Here is a 21,993-nt window from a genome sequence, read left to right as displayed (position 1 = left end):
AAATTTTCTAACGATGAACAGTATTGTCAGCATGTACGTGCAAACCACATTCTTTTTTTGTGGCATCCTCCCACCACCATCTTCCGGCTCTAAAATCTTCATCAGGTTGTACAGCTCTGGTACAAGGTGCACAACCAATACTTACAAAGCCCCTGTCATGCAAAGGATTATACGGAACATCGTGTTGCTGAATGAAAGTTTTGACTGTTTCAGTTGACCAATGTAAAATGGGATGAAATTTAATCATTGCATTACTGCTGTCCCATTCCAAGATGGGTAAATCTTTTCTATCGGGCGAATGTTCGGCACGCAAACCGGTAATCCATACTGCATTACCCAGCAATGCCTTTTGTAAGGGTTCCACTTTGCGGATGAAACAACATTGTTTTCGGTTTTCGACCGAAGCATAAAAAGCATTGGGACCCTTTTGGGTTACAAAGTTTTGCAATGTGTTTGCCTCAGGATAATAAGCGGTTATTTGCGCATTGTACTTTTCTTTTGTTCTTTCCCAAACGGAATAGGTTTCAGGAAATAGCCTTCCTGTATCTAAGGTAAATATTTTAATATCCAGTTGATGTTTTAGAATCCAATAAGTAATGGCCTGATCTTCTATACTAAAACTGGTTGAAAAAACAACTTTACCCGGAAATTGAGCTGCCAAAAATTGCAGTGCTTCCAATTCTGATAATCCCTGAAGTTGCGTTTGAAAATGTTGAAGGTTGGGTGATATTTTTACTGATTCCATGATTTGCAATTGTTTGATTGAATTGAAATAAAATGCGGCTGCGGCTTCTGCTTCAACAACAACAATTGCACATATTGAAAGGGTATTTATTCATGAATTGAAATTATTAGTCTACTAATTTAGTAGGCAAATATAGTCTACCATTTTTATAGATTATTAAATTGAAGATTAAAAATTTATTAACCAGGCTCTCAGTGAGTTGAAACTCAATAAAAACAAATGTTATGCAATAATAAAATATTTGAAACATTGTAGTAAAAACTTAAAAATGCAGTATTAATCGAACCGATTTACCCGGAATGCATCCAGCGCAATGGATGATTTTTGTTCATTGATGATTTCAGTTACCAATTTACCGGTTCCGGCACCCAAACTGAGCCCCAACATAGAATGACCGGTTGCAACCACCAAATTTTTCCATTGTTTGGGCCTGCCTATATAAGGCAACCCATCGGCAGAACAAGGCCTGAAACCATACCAAATCTGCTCAACGGGTGGCACAGGAATCTTAAAATAAGGATAAAAGCGTTGTACTGCCTGTAACAAACCGGCAACACGTTTTATTTTAGGTGGTGTTGAGGTTGTGGTAATTTCCATGGTACCACCAAAACGAATTTTATTGCTGTCCATTGGTGTTAATGCCGCCCTGCCTTCTAATAGAATTGCGGGATAATTAATATGGTAAGGCGAATTTTCAAGCGTTACAGAATATCCCCTACCCGGCATCAATGGAATTGAAAAACGCAATTGTGCCGCCAATTCACGGCTCCAGGAACCGGTTGCCAAAACATATGCATCGGCTTCATATGTTGCTTTTGCAGTTACAATTGATTTTATTTGTTGATGTTCCGTATGAAAACCCTTTACTGCTTCATTTATCAACAATGCTACTCCGCTATTTTTTAAATATTGCAGTAATTGCGCCATAAGTTTATTGGGATACAAATGTGCATCGCACTTAAAATAAATAGCGCCGAGTGCATTGATTTTTGTTTGTGGCTCTTTGGCCTGTAATGCACTATAATCCAACAATTCCGTATCTATTAAGCCCAATTGATGTGCTTTCTCAACGGTATGTTTTGCGTGGTCAGCTCCTTTTTCGGTTTGAAAAATTTCTAACAGACCTTTGTGTTCATAAGAGAAATGAAAATTGGGTTGTGCTGCTAAGGTTTCGTAGATATGCTGGCTGAATAAAGCAATATCACGCAATGGAACGGCAGCTTTTTCAACCTTCTCCGGTGTAGCACTTCGCATAAATTGCCAACCCCATTCAATGAGCGATTTACTGAAACGGGGTTGTACATAAAACGGACTGGTATCATTCAACATCCAACGCAGGCCTTGTTTTACCACACCAGGTGTTGCCAATGGAATAAAATGACTGGGGCAAACATAACCTGCATTGCCATAAGAGCAATTGTTCAACATATCAGTTTGGTCAATTACCGTTACTTCATGTCCCGTTTGGTGCAGAAAATAAGCACTACTTAACCCAATAATTCCACCGCCAATTACAATTACTTTCATGGTTGCTTTTATTTAAAATTACAAAACCTGAAAACCCAATGCATAAGGATCATCATCTGTATCAATTTGAATGGTATTATAGCCGTATACTTTTGCCCAGCCTTCAATACCCGGCCTGATAGCAGGTTTGCCCCCTATCATCAGCTCTTCTTCAATAGTACCCTTGAATATGGAGCCGATTATACTTTCATGCACAAAAATATCACCCTTTTTTAATAACCCTTTGGTGTACCATTGTGCCATTCTTGCAGAAGTACCGGTACCACAAGGGCTGCGGTCAATGGCCTTTTCGCCATATACAACTGCATTACGGGCTGTTGAATCATGATTCAATACTGCACCTGTAAATAACACATGGCCGCAGCCTTTAATGGTTTCATTTCCCGGATGTACAAAATGGTGTTGCGCATTCACCGCTTTTTTGATGGAACGGGCAAAATAAATTAATTGATCAGCAGTATAATTTTCTAACCCTTTGAAGTTTTGCTGCACATCAATAATTGCATAGAAATTTCCTCCGTAGGCAACATCTACCAATAAACTTCCCAACCCATCACATTCAATTGCTATATCTTCAGCGGCCAGAAATGAGGGTACGTTAGTCAATTTAACATGGGTAACTTTTGGGTTTTCTTCTGTATATTCAATTGGCACAATTCCTGCCGGCGTTTCCAAACGCAAATGCCCAGGATGTTTGGGAACAATTAATCCCTCCTGAATGGCAATGGTAACAGTGCCAATGGTACCATGGCCGCACATGGGCAAACAGCCACTGGTTTCAATAAACAGCACAGCCATATCATTTTCGGGATGATGGGGTGGATATAAAATACTGCCGCTCATCATATCATGTCCACGGGGCTCAAACATCAAACCCTTTCTAATCCAATCAAATTCCTGCAAAAAATGCTGTCGTTTTTCGCTCATATTTTTTCCCTGCAAAACAGGGCCACCTCCGGCTACTAACCGTACCGGATTGCCGCAAGTATGCGCATCAATACAAAAAAATGTTTTTTTCATATATAGAAGGAGCTGCTGTTATTAATATTAAATACCGAAAAGGAAAATTTTTGCAAATTCCATGTATCCAAATCAATAAAAAAATAACACCATGAATATAAGCACACAGTTAAGAAACTATAGCCTCTTTGGTAAGCTGATTATTGACCATGCGCCAAATTTTGTATGGATTACTGTTCTTTAATTCAGCCGGTAATAATGATTCCGGCGCATTTTGAAAAGCCACTGGCCTTACCCATCGTTTTACAGCATGAATACCAACAGCAGTGAAACGACTGTCGGTACAGGCAGGATATGGCCCCCCATGTACCATTGCCGGACATACTTCAACACCGGTTGGTACACCATTGAAAACAATTCTTCCAGCAATTTCAGTGGCAATCAGTGCAATTTCAGGAAAATCCACAAAATCATTTTCGGTACCCATGATGGAAGTAGTGAGTTGTCCGCTTACTGTTTTCCAAACACCCAATAATTCCTGTATATCTGAACATTGCACTACCAATGAATATGGCCCAAACACTTCTTCTTTTAATAATGGATTGTTTAAAAAAACGGTAGCATCAACCACTGCAACGGTAGGCAAAGCATCCATTGGGTGCAATGCAGTTTTGCTCTGCTGTAACAGCATTACCCCTTTTTGTAATAATGCATTTTTCATTTTGGTAAAATAAGCCTGATGAATACCCTCGTGCAACATGGCTGCAGGTATAGAGGCTTCAATTTGACGACTTAATTCCTGTAAAAAAATAGTAAGCTGTTCATTTTTAATACAAAGTATTAAACCTGGATTGGTACAAAACTGTCCCATTCCCAAAACAATAGAAGCTGCATATTCTTTTGCAATAGCAGCAGTTTTTTCTTTCATGGCATCAGGCAATAACAGTACCGGATTAATGCTACCCATTTCTGCAAAAACTGGAATGGGCTTTTCGCGCTCAACGGCATAATTATACAAAGCCCGGCCTCCACTTAGTGAACCGGTGAAACCAACACCTGCCGTTAGCGGATGTTGCACCAATGCCTTTCCGGCTTCAAATGAACTATCCGTTACATGTTGTACGGTATACAAGGGCATATTGTTTTTTTGTATGGCCGTTTGTATGGCCTGAAATACCATTTGTGAAGTGGCCGGGTGTGCAGGATGTGCTTTTACAATTACCGGGCAACCCGCTGCCAGTGCACTGGCCGTATCGCCACCGGCTGTGGAATAGGCAAATGGAAAATTACTGGCACCAAAAACAACAATGGGGCCAATAGAAAACAACATTCTGCGCAAATCTGGCTTTGGCGGAGTTCTGTTTGGTAGGGCTGTATCAATTACCGCTTCCACCCAACTTCCTTCCATCAACATATCTGCAAACAGATTCAATTGACCAGTGGTTCGGGCACGTTCGCCACGTAAACGCTCAATAGATAAATTGGTTTCTGTTGCGGCCTGTTGCAATAAAGCATCACCAAGTGCATCTATTTCTGTTGCAACAGATCGAAGAAAAACAGCTTTCTGCTCTGGTACGTATTGTTTCAAAGCCTGCATAGCTGCAGCAGCATTTTCTAACACTTCATGAATGGAATTGGTTAACATAGTTCTGTAATTTGAATGGATTAGAATTGGCCATTTTTTGCCAACGCCTGCATTTTAAAATTTGGGCAATCCCGGATGCGTGGCAATGGCATGATGAATTAATTGCAGCAGTTGCTCATATTCTGCACCTTCAGGTACCAAACGTGGTGCCCGAACATAGGTACTACCTAAACCAGTTACCATTTGCGCCAGTTTAATATATTGCACTAATTTAGGATGAATGTCTAATTCCAGCAAAGGTAAAAACCAGCGATGTAGTGCAACCGCTTCATCATATCGTTTTGCTTTCACTAATTGATATAATGCAACCGTTTCTTTCGGAAATGCGTTCACCAATCCGGCAACCCATCCATCGGCACCCATCATAAAACATTCTGCAGCAATGGTATCTACACCGCACAATATGGAGAACCGGTTACCGAAATGATTTTTCAGCCTTGATACGTTTGTAACGTTTCGGGTAGATTCTTTAATAGCCACAATATTGGCTATTGGTTCCAGCGCTTCCAATATTTCGATGGTAATTTCTGTACCATAGTCAACCGGATTATTGTATAGCATTATTGGCAATGAAGTAGCCTCTGCAACGGTCTTTAAAAAATAAATTGTTTCCCTTTCATCGCTTTTATAACGCATAGGGGGCAACAACATAAAACCACTAACAAAATTTTTTGTACCAAGCTCAACTTGTTGAATCGCTTCATTTATAGTTGCCGCTGCAATGTTCAATAATACCGGAACGGTTCGGTTGCTTACAGCCGCTGCAGTTTGCAATAAAATTTGCTTTTCATCCAAAGTTAGCACTGCCGCCTCACCTAATGACCCGCCAACAATTAAACCATTTACGCCGGCAGCTAATTGCACATGAATGTTTTTGGAAAACAACGCCACATCAATCGTATCATTAGCGGTAAAAGGAGTAGTTAGTGCAGGAAAAATTCCTTTCCATTCTGTTACTGCCATCATTTTTTTTATAAAGCTAAGGAACTAAAGGAATTGAAAACACAGTTCAGAACAATTATTTTAAAAAGGAAAATACCCGTTGAAAAAACGATAAATCATTCCGATTGCCGGTTGCAACAATACATGCCGCCAAATGCGATAGTTCTGCTACCGGCGTCCAGTCATCTAAGCCTTCATACCAAACTTTATCTGATAATTTTTAAACCGCGTTTTGTTATTTTTCTTAAGTTAAAAGGGTCTATAATCAATTTATTTTTTCTTAAAATATAAATTTTTTTCACTCAGTAAATACTTTTTTTTCAATCAGGCAAAGCAATCTAATCAAATTTATTCTCTCAAAAACGAATTCGTTAAAAAACTATTGCATTTGTTGTACTGCTTTTTCAAAGGTTTCATCATTTGCATTCATAATTTCATAATAACCGGCAGAGCCAAAAAGCTGACGTGCCATTAAAGCCCTGATGCGTAAAGCCAGTTCTTTTTTTGCAATGTCGGATTGAGGCATCTTCAGTGTATCTGATTTAAGATAGGTTTCCAGTTCACTCCACTGGGCATTGTTCAATTGAAAAGCCTGTTCAAATGCACGAATAGTTTTAAAATTATCAAAATAACTTCTATTCCTTAGATAAAACTTATATACAAACCAGTTGATGGTGTTTTTTGAAAAAATTTTATTCAGCGAAGAACGTAACAAAGTAGTATCATACGGAACAAAAATATCAGGGGTAATTCCACCGCCGCCATAAACCAAATGCCCATTGGGTGTTTTGTAGGCGGGTCCTTTTAATTTAGAAGAATCTAATTTTAGCAATTCGCCATCATGAAAGCGGTTAATAAGTTCATCTTCATAAGCTTCTTTGCCTTTATTATAAGGCTTCTGAATATTTCTTCCCAGCGGGGTGTAATAACGTGCTACAGTTAACCGAAGTGCCCCTCCGTTACTTAGTTGAAATTGCTGTTGCACCAATCCTTTACCAAAAGTTCTGCGTCCAATAATGGTAGCGCGGTTCCAGTCTTGCAAAGCACCAGATAATACCTCACTGGCCGAAGCTGTGGTTTCATTCACCAAAACCACCAATGGATTTTTTTCAAAAATACCGTCTCTTTTACAGCGGTAATCTATTCTGGGAGAATGGGCACCTTCGGTATATACGATTAATTTTTCATCATCCAAAAACTGATCGGCAATAGCAGTAGCTTCCGTTAATATTCCGCCTCCATTACCACGTAAATCAAGAATTAATTTTTTCATTCCCTGCTTTTGCAAACTTTCTAATTTTTGCATAAACTCTTCAAAAGTACGCTCGCCGAAACGGTTAATTTTAAGATATCCAATTTCAGGTGTAACCATGTAAGCCACTTCAACTGAAGGTACCAGTATGCTTCCGCGTTTTACCGTAATATTTTTCAATTGACCGTTGCGCAACAATGTAATTTTTACTAATGAACCAGCTGGACCACGCAATTTATTTTTGATGCTATCTGGATTCATATTTCCTACTAACCCAATAGAATCGTTGGCTTTTAATAATGCATCTCCTACTGCAATACCTGCCTGAGCAGCCGGTCCATTCGGAACAACGTTTACCACATTAATGGTATCATTGAAAATTTGAAATTCAACGCCAATTCCCTGAAAATTGCCCATCAATTCTTCATTTACTTCTTTCACATCTTTAGGAGGAATATAAATGGAATGAGGATCCAAATTGGCCAGCGATTGTTCAATCACCACTTGTTTAAAACTATCCGGACGAATGGCATCAACGTATTTGTTATTAATTAAATCTATTACTTCCTGTACAGAAGAAGGGTTACCATTGTGCAAAAAACTTCCGGATGAGGTGGTAACATTTAGCTGATAACCGAGTACCATACCTATTACTAAAATAATGGATAATAACAATGGCAACCAAATACTTAATTTTTTTCCTGACATAATATGATGCTTCTTTGTATCTTAATTCAAGATTGCGAATATCCGTATTAATGTTGAAATGACTGATTCATTGTTCAACACTACCGTAAAAAACAATTTGTTATGGCTATTAAATTGATTGCAGACAATGGCGCTACCAAATGCGAATGGTGCCTGATTCAACCTCGCAAAAAAACAGTTTTTACAACACAGGGGCTAAGTCCGTATTTTCTGTCCAAAGGCACCATGATTAAAATTATACAAACAGAAGTTTTACCCCATCTAAAACAAGCACAGGCAATTGATGAAATTTATTTTTATGGCACAGGTTTAAGCAATATAAATCATGTTAAAATGATGCGGGCAGTATTAAAAACCCTGTTTAAACAGGCTGCTATTGAAATAAATACCGACATTCTGGCTGCCGCCAGAGCATTGTGTGGCCATGAAAAAGGAATTGCCTGCATTTTGGGTACCGGCTCAAACTCCTGTTATTTTAATGGCAAAAAAATTATCAAGAACAGTCCGGGTATAGGATATATTTTAGGTGATGAAGGCAGTGGCGCTTATTTGGGCAAAAAGGTAATTCAATATTATTTATACCAAACATTTGATGCCGACCTAATGGATCGTTTTAACCAAAAATATGCCTTAACACCAAAAGAAATTTTAGAAAATGTATACCAACAACCTTTGGCCAATCGTTATTTAGCCGGGTTTGCTTTATTTCTTGCAGAAAACCGCGGCCATTATATGATTGAAAATATTATAGAGGATGGATTGAATGATTTTTTTTATCAGCATTTATTAAAATACAAAGAAATTTGGGAATATCCTATTAATTTTATTGGCAGTGTTGCATTTGGATTTAGCGATATTTTGCAGGAACTTTGCCAGGTTTATGAAATACAAATTGGCAAAATACTGCAAAAGCCAATGCAGGGGCTGATTGAATACCACCGATAATTAAGTTTTATGCGTGAATTAATGAGAATTACAGAACAACCTTCTCCGTACAGACATTTAGAGAAAATGTCTATAAAAGAACTATTGCAAAAAATCAATCAGGAAGACAAAACCGTTCCGCTTGCTGTTGAAAAAGCCATTCCGCAAATAGAAAATCTGGTAGCTGCCATTACAGATGTAATGCTGGCCGGTGGCCGTTTATTTTACTTAGGTGCCGGCACCAGTGGCCGCCTCGGTATTTTAGATGCCAGCGAATGTCCCCCAACCTATGGTGTTCCTTACGGGCTGGTAGTAGGCATTATTGCCGGGGGTGATAAAGCCATTACCCACGCCGTAGAAAATGCAGAAGATAGCTTAGAACAGGGCTGGAAAGATTTAGAAAGCTACAGAGTAACAAAAAATGATTTTGTAATTGGCTTAGCTGCCAGTGGTACAACCCCTTATGTAGTGGGTACTTTAGAAGCCTGTAAAAAAAGAAATATACCCACCGGAAGTATTTCCTGTAACCCTCACTCTACTATCAGTTCAATAGCTGATTATCCGGTTGAAATAATTGTAGGCCCCGAATTTGTTACCGGCAGTACCCGCATGAAAAGCGGCACTGCCCAAAAACTGGTATTGAATATGATTTCAACCAGTGTAATGATTCAATTAGGACGAGTTGAAGACAATAAAATGGTAAATATGCAGCTCACCAACGCCAAGCTGGTAGACAGAGGTGCAAAAATGGTAATGGAACATTTGCACAACCATAACTACGAACAGGCAAAATCTTTATTATTGCAGTATGGCAGCGTAAAAAAAGCAATTGAGGCCGCCAGAACAAATCACCATGCATAATATTGAACCTTTTTATAACTGGCGGCATATTTATATTTCTGAAGAAGACAAACACTCTCCTTTCTATGGAAAAACATATAGTGAATTTGAATATTCACAAACCATCTATAACTATTATATTCATCCGCAATGGGACGATTTTGGAAGTAAAACACTGTACCTTAAAATACTTTTTGCAGATTACGACTATCATTATGCCATAATTGAAATGATTGGCGAATGGAATGATGCCATTGAAAACGATATTATGGAACTGAAGCGGGAAGTATTAGACCCATTATTTTCGGAACACATTACCAAATACATTTTAATTACTGAAAATGTATTGAATTTCCATAGCAGCGACAGGGAGTATTATCAGGAATGGTTTGATGAGGTTACCGAAGAAAACGGCTGGATTGTAGCTTTAAATATGCCTGAAGCCACACAACAGGATTTTAGAAAGAAAAAATTAAATTATTACATTGAACTGTTAGATATACCTGAATGGCGCGTTTTTAAACCACAACATTTATTTAGGAAAATTGATGATATGTTTCAAAAACGTTTGGAATAACAAAATACCACACTTCAATTCAAAGGATTCTAATACCCATTTTGTTACTCGCATGGTTTCCTGTAAATTCACATTTCATTCATGGTATGAAAGTCCTTACATTTTTTTTCCTGCTTTTTATACTTTCCACCAAATTGTTGGCGCAACATCCTGCAGTAGGATTAACCTTAAGTGGGGGTGGCGCAAAAGGATTAGCCCATATTGGCGTATTAAAAGCAATCGATTCTGCTCAACTACCTATAAAATATGTTACAGGCACCAGTATGGGTGCTGTAATTGGTTCTTTATATGCATTGGGATACTCGGCAGATACCATTGAACAAATAGCCAGGCAAACCAACTGGGATCAATTACTCTCCAACAATATTTCGCTCCGATCCTTCAGCATGCAGGAAAAAGTAGATTACGGCAAATATGCCATTGAACTGCCCTGGGTAAACAATAGCTTCCGACTACCCAGTGGCGTAATTGAATCAGAAGAGTTATGGCTAAAATTAAATGAATTGTACTTTCCTGCTTATAAAATAAAAAACTTTAAAAAATTTTCAAAGTCGTTTGAATGCATCGCCACAAACATTTCTACCGGCGATGGCGTGGTATTAGACAGTAACGAAATTGTATATGCCATTCGTTCCAGCATGGCCATACCTTCTGTTTTTACTGCCGTAAATTATCAGGGGAAAAAATTAGTAGATGGTGGCGTGGTAAGAAACTTTCCGGTAATTGATGCACAAAAAATGGGAGCAGATTTTTTAATTGGCAGTAATGTAGCCAGTGGCTTATTACCGAAAGATAAAATTAATAATATTATTCAGGTACTGTTACAAATAGCATTTTTCAGAAATGATGAAGATGCCATTAAAGAGAAAGCCCTTTGCAATATTTATATTCCGCATGATTTAGAAGATTACAACATGGGCAGTTTTGGCTCGGCTGATGAAATTATTGATTCAGGTAATAAAACCGGTGAAAAATATTATCCCATTTTTAAACATCTTGCCGATTCGCTGCAAGCTTTGTATGGCAATCTGCATTTTCAAAAACAGGCATTGCCAAACCTACGTGCAGTAAAAATTACTGCATGTAGTATAAATGGCCTGCATCAAACAGATGCCAATTTCTTTTTAAAAAGAATGCAGTTTACTCTGAACCAATGGTATACTGCAGTTGATTTGTCGGAACATATTCGCAAAGCCTTTGGCACGAGATATTACAATAAAATTTTATATTCATTGCTACCCATTACAGATAGTACTGCACAAATAGTATTTGATGTTGAAGAAAATCCCTTAACATTTGCCAAACTTGGCGTAAATTACAATCAGTTTACAGGCATTAGTTTAATTGCCAATATTACCAGTCGCGATTTTTTTACGCCCTATTCTAAAAGTCAGGTAACAGTAAATATTGGGGAGAATATGAGATTGCGCGGTGAGCATATTCAATATTTTGGCAAACACAAATTATTTTCATTGACTGCCACTACACAAATTGAATCATTAAACATTAACAGTTACAATAATTTTACCAAACAGGGATTATTTAAACAAGGCTATTTTTTGGCTGATGTTAATTTACGCTACTCGCCAACGCGTGAACTTTCGCTAGGTGCGGGCACCCGATTTGAAAATTTAAATTATCATCCACAATTGCCCGCAGCCTTTGAAGCCCGGGGAGGCATCAGTTATTTGAACCCTTATTTGTTTATCAAAGCCAATTCTTTAACCAACCCCATTTACCCGAAAAATGGCAGTAAAACAGATATAGAATTTGGAGAAGTCATCAATCAAAATCCTAATATAGAATATTATTTAAATGGCAATGAAATTTCTAATCCCGATTCACTTGGCATTCATTACAAAAGTTATTACAGAGCGTTTGTAAATGCCGAAAAATATATTCCACTCACCAAACGAAAAACTTTATTTACCCAATTTCAGGGCGGATTGAATTGGAGAAATACCGGTGATGTAATTAATGCCTTTAATGTGGGCGGCTTAACAAATGTGTATAAAAACCAAATTACATTTGCAGGATTGGCAGAAGGATCCGTTGTTACCAATAGCATTGCAGCCATGCAGGTTGGATTGCGTTATCAGATATTTAACAATGGTTATATCATCACAAAAGCCAATGGTGCTTTTTATGATTTTGTAGATGGAAATTTTATGCCTGAAAAAGCCAAATTTTTATCGGGCTATTCTATTTCATTTGGCTATAATTTTGTATTAGGACCATTAGAAATCAGTGCTATGTATTCTGATCAGAGTAAAATGTTGCTTCCTTACATTAATCTGGGTATTCCATTTTAATACCCAACAACCAGCTGAACAGATTGTTATACTTATAGCCAACAAACAATGAATGAATTGGATGGAAGATTATTATCAAATATTACGGGTTGCACCCAATGCCAGTGATGGCGCCATCAGAAAAGCGTATCGAAAATTAGCCATGCAGTATCATCCTGATAAAACCGGCAATTCAGAAATGTTGGATGATTATTTTAAAAAAATAAATGAGGCCTATACTGTTCTTTCCAATCCCGAACAACGCAGGGCCTTTCATTTAAAATATTATGCAGCACATTTACCTGCCTATACCATTACAAATGGTGCTTCAATATTGGCTGAATGTATACAACTACAGAAAAAAGTACTACAACAAGCCGATAACGTTAATGAAGATGCCGTATTATTGATGGTTACTGAAATTATTTTATCAGCCAATAATCTGTTGATTTTAAAAGAAGAATCAAATACAATTTTAATTGAAAAAATACGAAGCCAACTCATTGCTTTATTACATGCATTGAACTACAAGAACAGCCTGCAATTATATGAAACCATTGAAATCAGACTATCCTTTGATGGTACTACACAAAAAACTGCAATAGAAAAACTATTGCAGGAAAAGAAACAACGTTATTATTGGGATAAATATAAATTTTTTGTAGCCCTTTTAGCCGCTATTTTAATCTGTATAGGCATTTATAAGATTGCATAAAAGCCGGTATAGACTCCATTATTGCGCAAATACTTTTTTCAACAAATCGGTTGTTCGGGCAACAGGATCTTTTCTGATTTTTTGCTCTTCCTGTGCAACCTGATAAAACAAACCATCCAGCGCTTTTTCGGTAACATATCCTGTTAAATCAGGATTTATTTTTTTTACAAACGGAACTTTATTATAGGTTGAGAAAACGCTATTCCAGTATTTGGTAGCATCTACTTTCACCAATGATTGTTCAACAATTGGTTTAAAAGAAGTGGTTAATGATGCAGTTGTTTTTTCTCTTAAATAATGGGTAGCTGCAGAATCTCCTCCTTTTAAAAGTTGCATACCATCCTGAATGATCATGCCTTTAATGGCATTTACAAAAATAGGAGCAGCACTCTTTGCAGCATCTTCAGCAGCGCGGTTCATGGTTAAAATAGCATTATCTACTTCGTTACCCAAACCCATGTTACGCAATGTATTTTCAACTTTTTGAGCCTCAGGTGGCATTAAAATTTTAATAGCATTGTTTTTAAAATAACCATCCAGTGACGAAAGTTGTGTAACACTTTTATTCGCACCCACTTCCAACGCCTGTTTTAAGCCATCAATAATATCATCTTTAGAAAGCCCGGTACCTGAACCATTGCCCTTTACCAAATTACCCAGCGCCGCAACGCCATTCGCAACACTTGAATCTTTGGCATTATTTTTCAATAAGCCTTTTAAAAGTTGGGCATGGGAAGTAAATATTGAAAAACAAAAAAAACTAAGAAACACTAAAATCAATTTCATTATAAAAAATTTTACCAAATATAAATATGATTAATAACTTGATTTACTACTAACTTTTATAACAACAAATTTAAACAGCGAAACAAAAACTTATTTGAATCGCTGTTAAAAATAGTTAAAAATTGAACTATACTAAAAGGGAGGATCATTAGGCGTATTTGGATTATCATTTCTTTCGACAAATGGAAAAGGTAAATAGTTTCTTTTACGTTCAGAAACGTTTCTGTTAAATCTTCTTTCATCAATTAATTTTAAACCAGACATATAAAGTTCAATACATCTGTTCTTATAAATTTTGTTTAATAAATCATTTTGATCTGTATAACTAGTTGGTGGAAGGTTAGCACCAATCCCGAATGGATCTGAAGAAGGTGATTTAGTTACAACAATATTTAGTTGAATTAAAGCATTTGGCAAGTCATTTAGTCTGGCATAAGCTTCTGCCTTAATTAAAGTCATTTCTCCTGGCAAATAAACAGGTATACTACCTGTGGAAGTATTAAAAAAGCCTTTTATTCTATAAATTGGTGCAATGGCATTTGTAGATAAATAAAATGGTAAACGAGCATCACTCGGATCTGGCTGAATACCTGCTGGTAGGCCAAGATTACTATCTGTTGGCTGATATACATTATTTGTCGAGGCCGCAATTGAAAAAATTGGATTTAATGTAATAGTATTATAATTGAAAATAGATTTAGTACTTAAATTAACTAAGTTAGCTGCTGAAAGTGCATCAGAATAATTACCAACAAATAAAGAATATCTTGCCTTTAATGCGTATAAAGTATTCAGTAAATCTATACCTGCCGGTATATTATTCAAAAAAGAAGTATTTGGAGATGTTGTATTTATTACATTAATAGCATTATTTATAACACCAAGTGCTTTATTAAATCCATCATTACTACTTATAAAATTTACTTTAGAGCCAATGGTATCAGGGATATTGTTCCAAAAAGTTGCTAAATTTCCCATAGCTAAAGCTTTAAATATTGATGCATAAGCCAATAACCCACTTGCATAGCCCGGGTCTTTTACAACAGATAAATTATTCATGATATTATTTGCATCAGCTATAATTTTATTAGAAACAGACCACATACTTGTAGCAATTCCATTGGTGTTTAAAACAAAATTACCTCCTGCATAAAATTGCTGCTCATCTGTATTGCCTGCATTTACAACAAATAATTCATTTGCCAATAGGCCACTTGTTGAGATGTAATTGTATACATTACCTCCTCTGCCCGCAGTATACCAATTTTGCAATCCTACAGCAACGGCAGTAAGTGATTGAGGAGAATTAAAAGCCTGTTGGACAGATGGACCGGAAGGATCTGTAAATTTTTTTGAACATGAAGTAATTAAAATTACAAATAAAAATAGAAATACATTTATATTATTTTTCATAAAATAAAATTTAAAAATTAAAATTTAGTATTAATTCCTATACTGAATGTTTTAGGAATTGGCACGGTACCAAAATCAATACCACGTAGAATAGTACTTTGCCCGCCGGCATTTACTTCCGGATCGTACCCTTTATAGTTATCCCATGAAATTAAATTTCGTCCACTTAAATTTACAGTTAAATCTTTAAAATATTTTATATTACCAATTCGATAAGCAATTGAAATTTCTCTAAGTTTTACAAAACTACCATTATCAATTCTCCATTCTTGTATTGGATACACGCCGGCAACATAACCTCGAGGTATTTGCCCTAAATCTTCTTGCTGAGCTATAACACCATTATCTACCCCCTGTCGTGTTCTAAAATCAGCATTAAATACATCAACTCCTTGTACGGCATCTATTTGTATGTGTAATAAAAACTTTCGATAGGTAAAATCATTTGTAATTGTTCCTGTATATTTTGGATTGGGATTACCTATTACTTTCTGTAATACAGAACCGGAGGGGAGGCCAGACTGGTTTCTGCCCGGAGTATAATTCAGTACCGAATTTTGTGTTCCTGCTTCAGTTAGTGGTATTCCGGAAGTATTTTTAATTAATCCGCCATTGTTATCTCTGGCAAAGAATGTTCCATAAAAAACACCTATTGGTTGTCCGGCAATAATTGCAACCGGAGCACCTCCATTGGTATTATACAAAATAAGTTGCTGGCCGATATTGGTAGCTTCATTTTTATTGTGATTATAAATTATTGTAGATTCCCAAGTAAAATTTTTCTTTTGAACAGGAACAAGATTTAAGACAAGTTCGTAACCCTGATTTTTAAGTGAACCTATATTATCCCATAAACTCGAATAACCATTTGTAGGTGCAATTAAACGATTTATAATTAAATCGGTCACTTTCTTATTATAGTAGTTAAAAGTTACATTTATACGATTATTAAAGAATGCCATATCAGTTCCTATCTCAATCTCATTTTGCCTTTCCGGTTTAATATCTGGGTTTGTATATGCACTGCCGGTTTGGAAAGAAGCACGCCCTAAAAATGGAGAAGCAAATAGTGTATTAAACCTTCCATAAGCAGGTATTCCTGTCAAATTTCCTGATTCACCATAAGCTGACCTGATTTTAAACAGATTCCACCAATTTGATAATCTAAGTTTTCCCCAAAAATCAGTACCGGAAATAACATAGCTTCCACTAAGTTTTGTATATACCTGATTTCTTTGCGATGTGGCAAAAACTGATGAACCGTCTACTCTTATTGCCCCGGTAACAAAAAATTGATTCCTGTATTTAAAATTCTGTTGGATAAATTCTCCGGAAATTGAAACCTCACTTCGTTGATCAGATCCTGGTAACAAAGTACTTGCTCCACCTACCGATTGTACACTTGGTGGTAAGCCTCTCCCCTGCAATAATGTATAATAATTTTTAATATACTGTTGAGAATAACCAAGTTGAGTTACTGAAGAAAGATTTTTATTGATATTAAACCGATAAGTTAAATTAGCATCATGATTAATTTGAAAATAAGTATTTGTGGCTGTACTTGCATATCCATTTAATGTGGGATCTAATGTTGGCCCTCCGCCATAAAATGCAGTACTTACATTATAAGCATAAGGGGGTAAATAAGTAATTCCATTTTGAGCATAATTATCAATTCCCATGTGGTAATCAAAAGATAAATTTTTAATTGGATTTATTTTTAACCCAATACCACTTATTATTCTGCTAACAGTTTGCTTTTGTTTAAAATCTTCAATTACCGAAACTGGATTTACCCTTCCTCTTTCACCAACAGCCTGAATATTCCCTAATGCATCTCTCTTCTGAATATCATAATAATTACCAATAATAGTTACTGCATTAGTTGGCGAAAAAAAAGTATTACCATCTGGCTTTTCATTATCAAAATCGTAAATATAATTTGTAGTTAAATTAAAAGACATCCATTTTGTCATTATTTGCTCTAAATTCAATCGAAAACTATATCTGCTAAAATTTGTGTTTCTTATAATACCTTCATTATATAAATACCCAGCCGATGCATAATATTTGGTTTTATCCTTACCCCCGGAAACAGAAATATTATTTTCATTCCTTAACCCTGTTTGAAAAATATAATCTTGATAATTATAACGTTGAACAGCAGTAGTGTTTGTTATAGATGGCGTTAAAATAGTTTGGGTTTGCAACATAGGATCCCCGCCAAATTTAACAGGCGCAATATTTACCGGTATTTGTTTTCGAAGCTGATTAATTCCAACATTTGTTGAAAAATTAACAACAGGCGCTCCGATACTTCCTCTTTTTGTAAAAATTTGAATTACCCCTGCATTTGCACGTGATCCATAAACGGCAGTTGCAGCAGCACCATTTAATACCTCAATATGATCAATGTCTTCAGGATTTATATCAGCTAATCTATTGGTACCTATAGTACCTACAAAATTTTGCCCTGAATAACTTGGATCTGTATTTGTAACTCTGTTTGTTGAATTATCAACTATTACGCCATCTATTATGTAAAGCGGCTCAGATGAACCAGAAATCGTACTAATTCCCCGCAATCTCACAGATATCCCTCCTGCAGGGTCACCTGAATTTTGTGTAATCTGTGCCCCTGCTGTTTTTCCCTGCAAAGCAGCTAAAACATTGCCACTTGTAGCATTAGCTAACTGATCTGATTTTACAGTTGCAATATAACTTCCTAATTGACGCTTGGTAGTACCTTCAGAAGTACCTGTTACCACTACTTCATCTAATTGTGTTGCTAGACTTTGTAATATAATTACAACAGATTTTGTATTTACTTTAATGTGCTGATTTAAAAACCCTATATGTGTTACCATTAAAGTCTGGCCAATTTTTGCCTTTATAGAAAAAGCACCATTCTCGTCAGACTGTGAAACTATGTTTGTTCCTTGAACTTTGATTGTAACACCTTCTAACGGTAATTTACTTTCTGCATCTAAAATTTTTCCTGAAATAATAGATGTTTGCGCAGTTAGTTCTTGAATACTTCCTAAAATGAAAGTAAGAAACAAAATAAAGAATAAGCAGTTTTTAATTCTTCTTCTCATAAATAGAGTTTTGGTTAATTAAATATTTCCAGAAAGTAGCCGTAATCTATTTATAAAAAACATGAACAAATGCAGAATAACGCAATAAAACGCAATAATAAAATTATTTTTCTTCTACATAAATGTAAAGATGCCTTTTAATAATAGCATCACATAATTACATAAAAAATTCTAAGAAAAAAAATAAAAATCGGCAAAATTTTACATTTTTATTTAAAAAACGCAAAATATTGCAACATTAAAACAGCATAATACACCTTAAAATGCCTGAGATGGTACTTATAAAATTTGAAGACCGGCAGTTTTATAGGGCTCTAAGCGAGAATGTGTAGGCTCTAATTCAGTAATAAGGGTATGAATGGCATCTAATTTACAAACCTGCAAGCGTTGTACCGTGTTTACTTTTTCTGAAATAGCTAATGAAACCGTTTTTAACGCACTGCTAATCATGGCTCTTTTTACTTCAATTACTTCCCATTCTAAATCAGTAATGCCTTTTTCCGCGTCAATGCTATTAGTACCTAAAAAACAGATATCGGCGGTTATTTCGCTTAAACGAGTTACAACTTCGGCACCAACAGCAATTTGTGCGTTTTTAGACAGTAAATTTCCCAAAAAAATAACCTGACTGTTGGGATGATTTAATAACTCCAATGCTACCGGAAGGCTTACTGTAATGAATGTTACACTCAATTCTTTTGGTAAAACTTTTACCATTTCTACAATGGTAGTACCACCTGACAGGAGTACAAACATACCATCTCTTAATAAAGCAATGGCCTTTTGAGCAATCATACGCTTTTCTGTTTGCTGGTATACCACATTGCTCTGTAAAGTAAAATGGAAGGCTTTCGATAATGCACCACCATGTACTTTGGTTATTTTACCCTGCTCATCCAACTCCTGTAAATCGCGCCGAATGGTATCTTCACTTACATTCATTTGCACGCTTAAATCAGACGATAATACTTTGTTATGGATATTAATTTGTTGCAGAATATATGCCTGCCTTTCCTTTTTTAACATATTAATATTTTTGTAAGGCCACTAAACTACAAATAAATTTTTTAAACCACCTGCTAATTGCAGATATTCGTATTTGCAAATTGTATGATTACCCCACAAACCATAGAACAAATTAAAAACCGTATCGATATACTCGATGTAATTGGCGATTATGTAAAACTAAAAAAACGCGGTGCCAATTATTTGGGTTTGTGCCCTTTCCATAATGAAAAAACTCCTTCCTTCACCGTATCGCCGGTTAAAGAACTGTACAAATGTTTTGGATGTGGTAAAAGTGGTAATACCATTACTTTTTTAATGGAACATAACAAATTAAGTTATGTTGAGGCTTTAAAATGGCTGGCAGAAAGATACCATGTACCCATTGAAGAAACCGAGGTAAGTGCCGAACAGGTTCAACAGCAGCAAACTGCAGATAGCCTGTATATCCTCAACAGCCATGCCCAGAAATTTTTTTCAAATGCATTGTTTCATACAGAAGAAGGCCGGCAAATTGCACTGAGTTATTTGTATGAAAGAGATTTTTCCGATGCGATTATCGAAAAGTTTCAGTTGGGATATAACCCTTCCACCAATCATCCACTATCCAACTATTTAATCAGTTATCAGTTCAATCCCGAACTTTTGTTGAAGTCAGGATTGGTTGTTCGAAGAAATGAATCTGACTGGGTAGATAATTACCGGAACAGAATCATTTTTCCCATCCACAACAATACCGGAAAAATTATTGGCTTTGGGGCCAGAATTATTGGCAAAAACGATAAAGCACCCAAATACATCAATACACCTGAAAACGAAATTTACGTTAAAAGCAAAGTACTGTATGGTATTTACTTTGCCCGTCAGGCTATTGATAAGGCTGATGAATGTTTATTGGTGGAAGGATATACAGATGTGATTAGTCTGCATCAGGCAGGTATTGAGAATGTTGTGGCCAGTGGTGGCACTTCCCTCACTATCGATCAATTGCGCAACATTAAAAAATACACCAACAACTTAACCATTATTTATGATGGTGATACTGCCGGTGTTAAAGCAGCATTAAGAGGATTGGATATGGCGCTGGAAGAAGGCCTGAATGTAAAACTGGTACTGATTCCGGATAATGAAGACCCCGATAGTTATGTTCGCCAATTGGGATCCGTTGCCTTTAATGAATTTGTTGCTGCCAATAAAAAAGATTTTATTCTTTTTCAATTAGAGTTATTGCTGAAAGAGGCGGGGAATGATGTGGCAAAAAAAAATGCAGTGGTGAATCAAATTGCGGAAAGCCTCAGTAAAATTAATAAAGTTGAAGATTTTTCTAAACAGCATCATTATATAAAGCAAAGTGCTGCATTACTAAATGTAGATGAGGCAGGTTTATATAACCTGATTAATACCTACAAAAGAAATGAAATATCAAAAGCAGAAAAGAAAAATAGTTTTGCTGATGCTTCAACCACGTCTACACTGCCATCACAACCCAATACTGCAACCGAAGAAATTTCGTTGCTGCAACAGGATGAATTACAGGAACGTAATTTACTGCGTGCCTTATTGGAGCATGGTTTAAAGCAATGGGATGAAACCATGACGATGGCTGATTTTGTTTTTCAGGAAATTGAAAATTTTGAAATTGAAAATGATTTAATTAACCAAACCATTCAAGAGTACAGGCAGTTATATGAACAGGATAAACAACCCGATGCAAAAACATTTTTGTACCATGAAAACAATGCCATCAGGCAGTTGGTAATTACCACCACCGTTTCGCCATTTGAACTGAGCCAGAAATGGGATGAAAAAATTGAAGGCCTGAATATTACCAACCGGGATGTAGCACATCAGGATATTTTATTAAGCGTTGATTATTTTAAACTTAGGAAAATAAAAAAAATGTTTGTGCAAAACCAGAAAGATATGGAAAATGCAAGTATGGAGGAGCAAATACGTTTAATAGAAGTGCACAAGCATTTAAAAGCAATTGAACGGGAACTTACACAGAAAATAGGTACCGTTATTTTAAAATAATTTATTGCAGATCCATCTCCATCAGCATATCGCTGTAACTATATTGCAATAATTCTTCTTCATGTATATTCAGCGCATCCATATAAGCAGTACATTGTGCCTGCAATTCCTGTTCTGTTTTTTCGGGATGTAATAAATTACTGGCTTCTATTTCTACAAAAAAACCTAAGCCAACCACTTCATCGATATGAAATTTTACATTTTCAATGAAGAAAATTTTTCTTTTTTTATCAACCACAATTTTTTTACCAATTGCACGGGTTAACATATCTAACAGTATATTACTGTCTTTTACCTGTACCAATTGAAAATAAGATGGTTTGGGGCCTGACTGATTGGAGCGTTCATAATAAATAAGATTATTTTCAATATTTCCCTGACGCAATTTCAGTCTGCCGTTTTCAACCTTAAAATAAGTATCTTTCTGAAAGTCAATACCTTTAAAATCAGCACCTGCACCAATTAAAAATGCTTCCACTTTTTCGGGGTGAAAGCATTTTGCTTTAATTTCTATATTAATAAATGCCATAA

General features: G+C 36.1%; 17 protein-coding genes. 6 read left to right on the top strand and 11 right to left on the bottom strand.

Translation table 11 applies throughout. From position 1 onward, the window contains the following. Nucleotides 1–7: 7 nt before the first annotated feature. The 6 genes from EO766_RS05130 to EO766_RS05105 all read right to left on the bottom strand — a co-directional run bounded on the left by EO766_RS05130 (nucleotide 8) and on the right by EO766_RS05105 (nucleotide 7,779). A complete protein-coding gene (locus EO766_RS05130; protein ID WP_074420106.1) occupies nucleotides 8–745 on the bottom strand; it encodes a phosphoadenylyl-sulfate reductase in 738 nt (245 codons plus the stop codon). A gap of 276 nt (nucleotides 746–1,021) precedes the next feature. Next, entirely contained in the window at nucleotides 1,022–2,272 is a 1,251-nt protein-coding gene (locus tag EO766_RS05125) for an NAD(P)/FAD-dependent oxidoreductase (RefSeq protein WP_074420105.1), read from the bottom strand. An 18-nt stretch (nucleotides 2,273–2,290) separates the two neighbouring features. Continuing rightward, nucleotides 2,291–3,292, bottom strand: a complete 1,002-nt coding sequence (locus tag EO766_RS05120; protein ID WP_074420104.1) for a 4-hydroxyproline epimerase — start codon at nucleotides 3,290–3,292, stop codon at nucleotides 2,291–2,293. A 109-nt stretch (nucleotides 3,293–3,401) separates the two neighbouring features. Continuing rightward, nucleotides 3,402–4,877 (bottom strand): aldehyde dehydrogenase (NADP(+)), encoded by a 1,476-nt coding sequence (locus EO766_RS05115; protein WP_218330686.1) that lies wholly within the window; start codon nucleotides 4,875–4,877, stop codon nucleotides 3,402–3,404. A 54-nt stretch (nucleotides 4,878–4,931) separates the two neighbouring features. After that, nucleotides 4,932–5,843: a dihydrodipicolinate synthase family protein gene (locus EO766_RS05110; RefSeq protein ID WP_228733123.1), complete on the bottom strand. Its 912-nt coding sequence runs from the start codon at nucleotides 5,841–5,843 to the stop codon at nucleotides 4,932–4,934. 355 nt (nucleotides 5,844–6,198) lie between these two features. Then, nucleotides 6,199–7,779 carry a S41 family peptidase gene (locus EO766_RS05105; RefSeq protein WP_074420103.1) on the bottom strand — a complete coding sequence of 527 codons (1,581 nt, stop codon included), beginning with the start codon at nucleotides 7,777–7,779 and terminating at the stop codon, nucleotides 6,199–6,201. A gap of 102 nt (nucleotides 7,780–7,881) precedes the next feature. Here EO766_RS05105 and EO766_RS05100 point away from each other — a divergent pair, with 102 nt between their 5' ends. The 5 genes from EO766_RS05100 to EO766_RS05080 all read left to right on the top strand — a co-directional run bounded on the left by EO766_RS05100 (nucleotide 7,882) and on the right by EO766_RS05080 (nucleotide 13,126). After that, complete coding sequence (locus EO766_RS05100) at nucleotides 7,882–8,724, top strand: N-acetylglucosamine kinase (protein WP_081301292.1); 843 nt, start codon at nucleotides 7,882–7,884, stop codon at nucleotides 8,722–8,724. Nucleotides 8,725–8,733: 9 nt separating this feature from the next. Then, nucleotides 8,734–9,564: an N-acetylmuramic acid 6-phosphate etherase gene (gene murQ / locus EO766_RS05095; RefSeq protein WP_074420102.1), complete on the top strand. Its 831-nt coding sequence runs from the start codon at nucleotides 8,734–8,736 to the stop codon at nucleotides 9,562–9,564. Beyond that, nucleotides 9,557–10,120 (top strand): hypothetical protein, encoded by a 564-nt coding sequence (locus EO766_RS05090; protein WP_074420101.1) that lies wholly within the window; start codon nucleotides 9,557–9,559, stop codon nucleotides 10,118–10,120. Before murQ ends, EO766_RS05090 begins: the two co-directional genes overlap by 8 nt. 86 nt (nucleotides 10,121–10,206) lie before the next feature. Then, nucleotides 10,207–12,432, top strand: a complete 2,226-nt coding sequence (locus EO766_RS05085) for a patatin-like phospholipase family protein (RefSeq protein WP_074420100.1) — start codon at nucleotides 10,207–10,209, stop codon at nucleotides 12,430–12,432. Between the two features lie 52 nt (nucleotides 12,433–12,484). Next, nucleotides 12,485–13,126, top strand: a complete 642-nt coding sequence (locus EO766_RS05080; protein ID WP_074420099.1) for a J domain-containing protein — start codon at nucleotides 12,485–12,487, stop codon at nucleotides 13,124–13,126. A gap of 18 nt (nucleotides 13,127–13,144) precedes the next feature. On the opposite strand, the gene EO766_RS05075 is transcribed toward EO766_RS05080, so the two are convergent. The 4 genes from EO766_RS05075 to EO766_RS05060 form a co-directional block, all read right to left on the bottom strand. After that, nucleotides 13,145–13,912 (bottom strand): DUF4197 domain-containing protein, encoded by a 768-nt coding sequence (locus tag EO766_RS05075; protein ID WP_074420098.1) that lies wholly within the window; start codon nucleotides 13,910–13,912, stop codon nucleotides 13,145–13,147. A gap of 132 nt (nucleotides 13,913–14,044) precedes the next feature. Continuing rightward, nucleotides 14,045–15,325: a RagB/SusD family nutrient uptake outer membrane protein gene (locus EO766_RS05070; RefSeq protein ID WP_074420097.1), complete on the bottom strand. Its 1,281-nt coding sequence runs from the start codon at nucleotides 15,323–15,325 to the stop codon at nucleotides 14,045–14,047. A gap of 17 nt (nucleotides 15,326–15,342) precedes the next feature. Continuing rightward, nucleotides 15,343–18,423 (bottom strand): SusC/RagA family TonB-linked outer membrane protein, encoded by a 3,081-nt coding sequence (locus EO766_RS05065; RefSeq protein WP_074420887.1) that lies wholly within the window; start codon nucleotides 18,421–18,423, stop codon nucleotides 15,343–15,345. Between the two features lie 279 nt (nucleotides 18,424–18,702). Then, a complete protein-coding gene (locus tag EO766_RS05060; protein WP_074420541.1) occupies nucleotides 18,703–19,449 on the bottom strand; it encodes a DeoR/GlpR family DNA-binding transcription regulator in 747 nt (248 codons plus the stop codon). A gap of 84 nt (nucleotides 19,450–19,533) precedes the next feature. Between EO766_RS05060 and dnaG the strand changes: the two genes are divergently transcribed. Beyond that, a complete protein-coding gene (gene dnaG / locus EO766_RS05055) occupies nucleotides 19,534–21,462 on the top strand; it encodes a DNA primase (RefSeq protein WP_074420886.1) in 1,929 nt (642 codons plus the stop codon). Between the two features lies 1 nt (nucleotide 21,463). Here the strand turns inward: dnaG and EO766_RS05050 are convergent, their stop codons facing one another. Continuing rightward, on the bottom strand, nucleotides 21,464–21,991 hold the full coding sequence (locus EO766_RS05050) for a class IV adenylate cyclase (RefSeq protein WP_074420885.1): 528 nt from the start codon (nucleotides 21,989–21,991) through the stop codon (nucleotides 21,464–21,466). Between the last annotated feature and the right edge of the window lie 2 nt (nucleotides 21,992–21,993).

This window comes from Hydrotalea sp. AMD, from assembly GCF_004100315.1.
Taxonomy (GTDB): domain Bacteria; phylum Bacteroidota; class Bacteroidia; order Chitinophagales; family Chitinophagaceae; genus Hydrotalea; species Hydrotalea flava.
The sequence above is the reverse complement of the archived record's forward strand: the minus strand, read 5'-3'. Positions and strand labels throughout refer to the sequence as shown.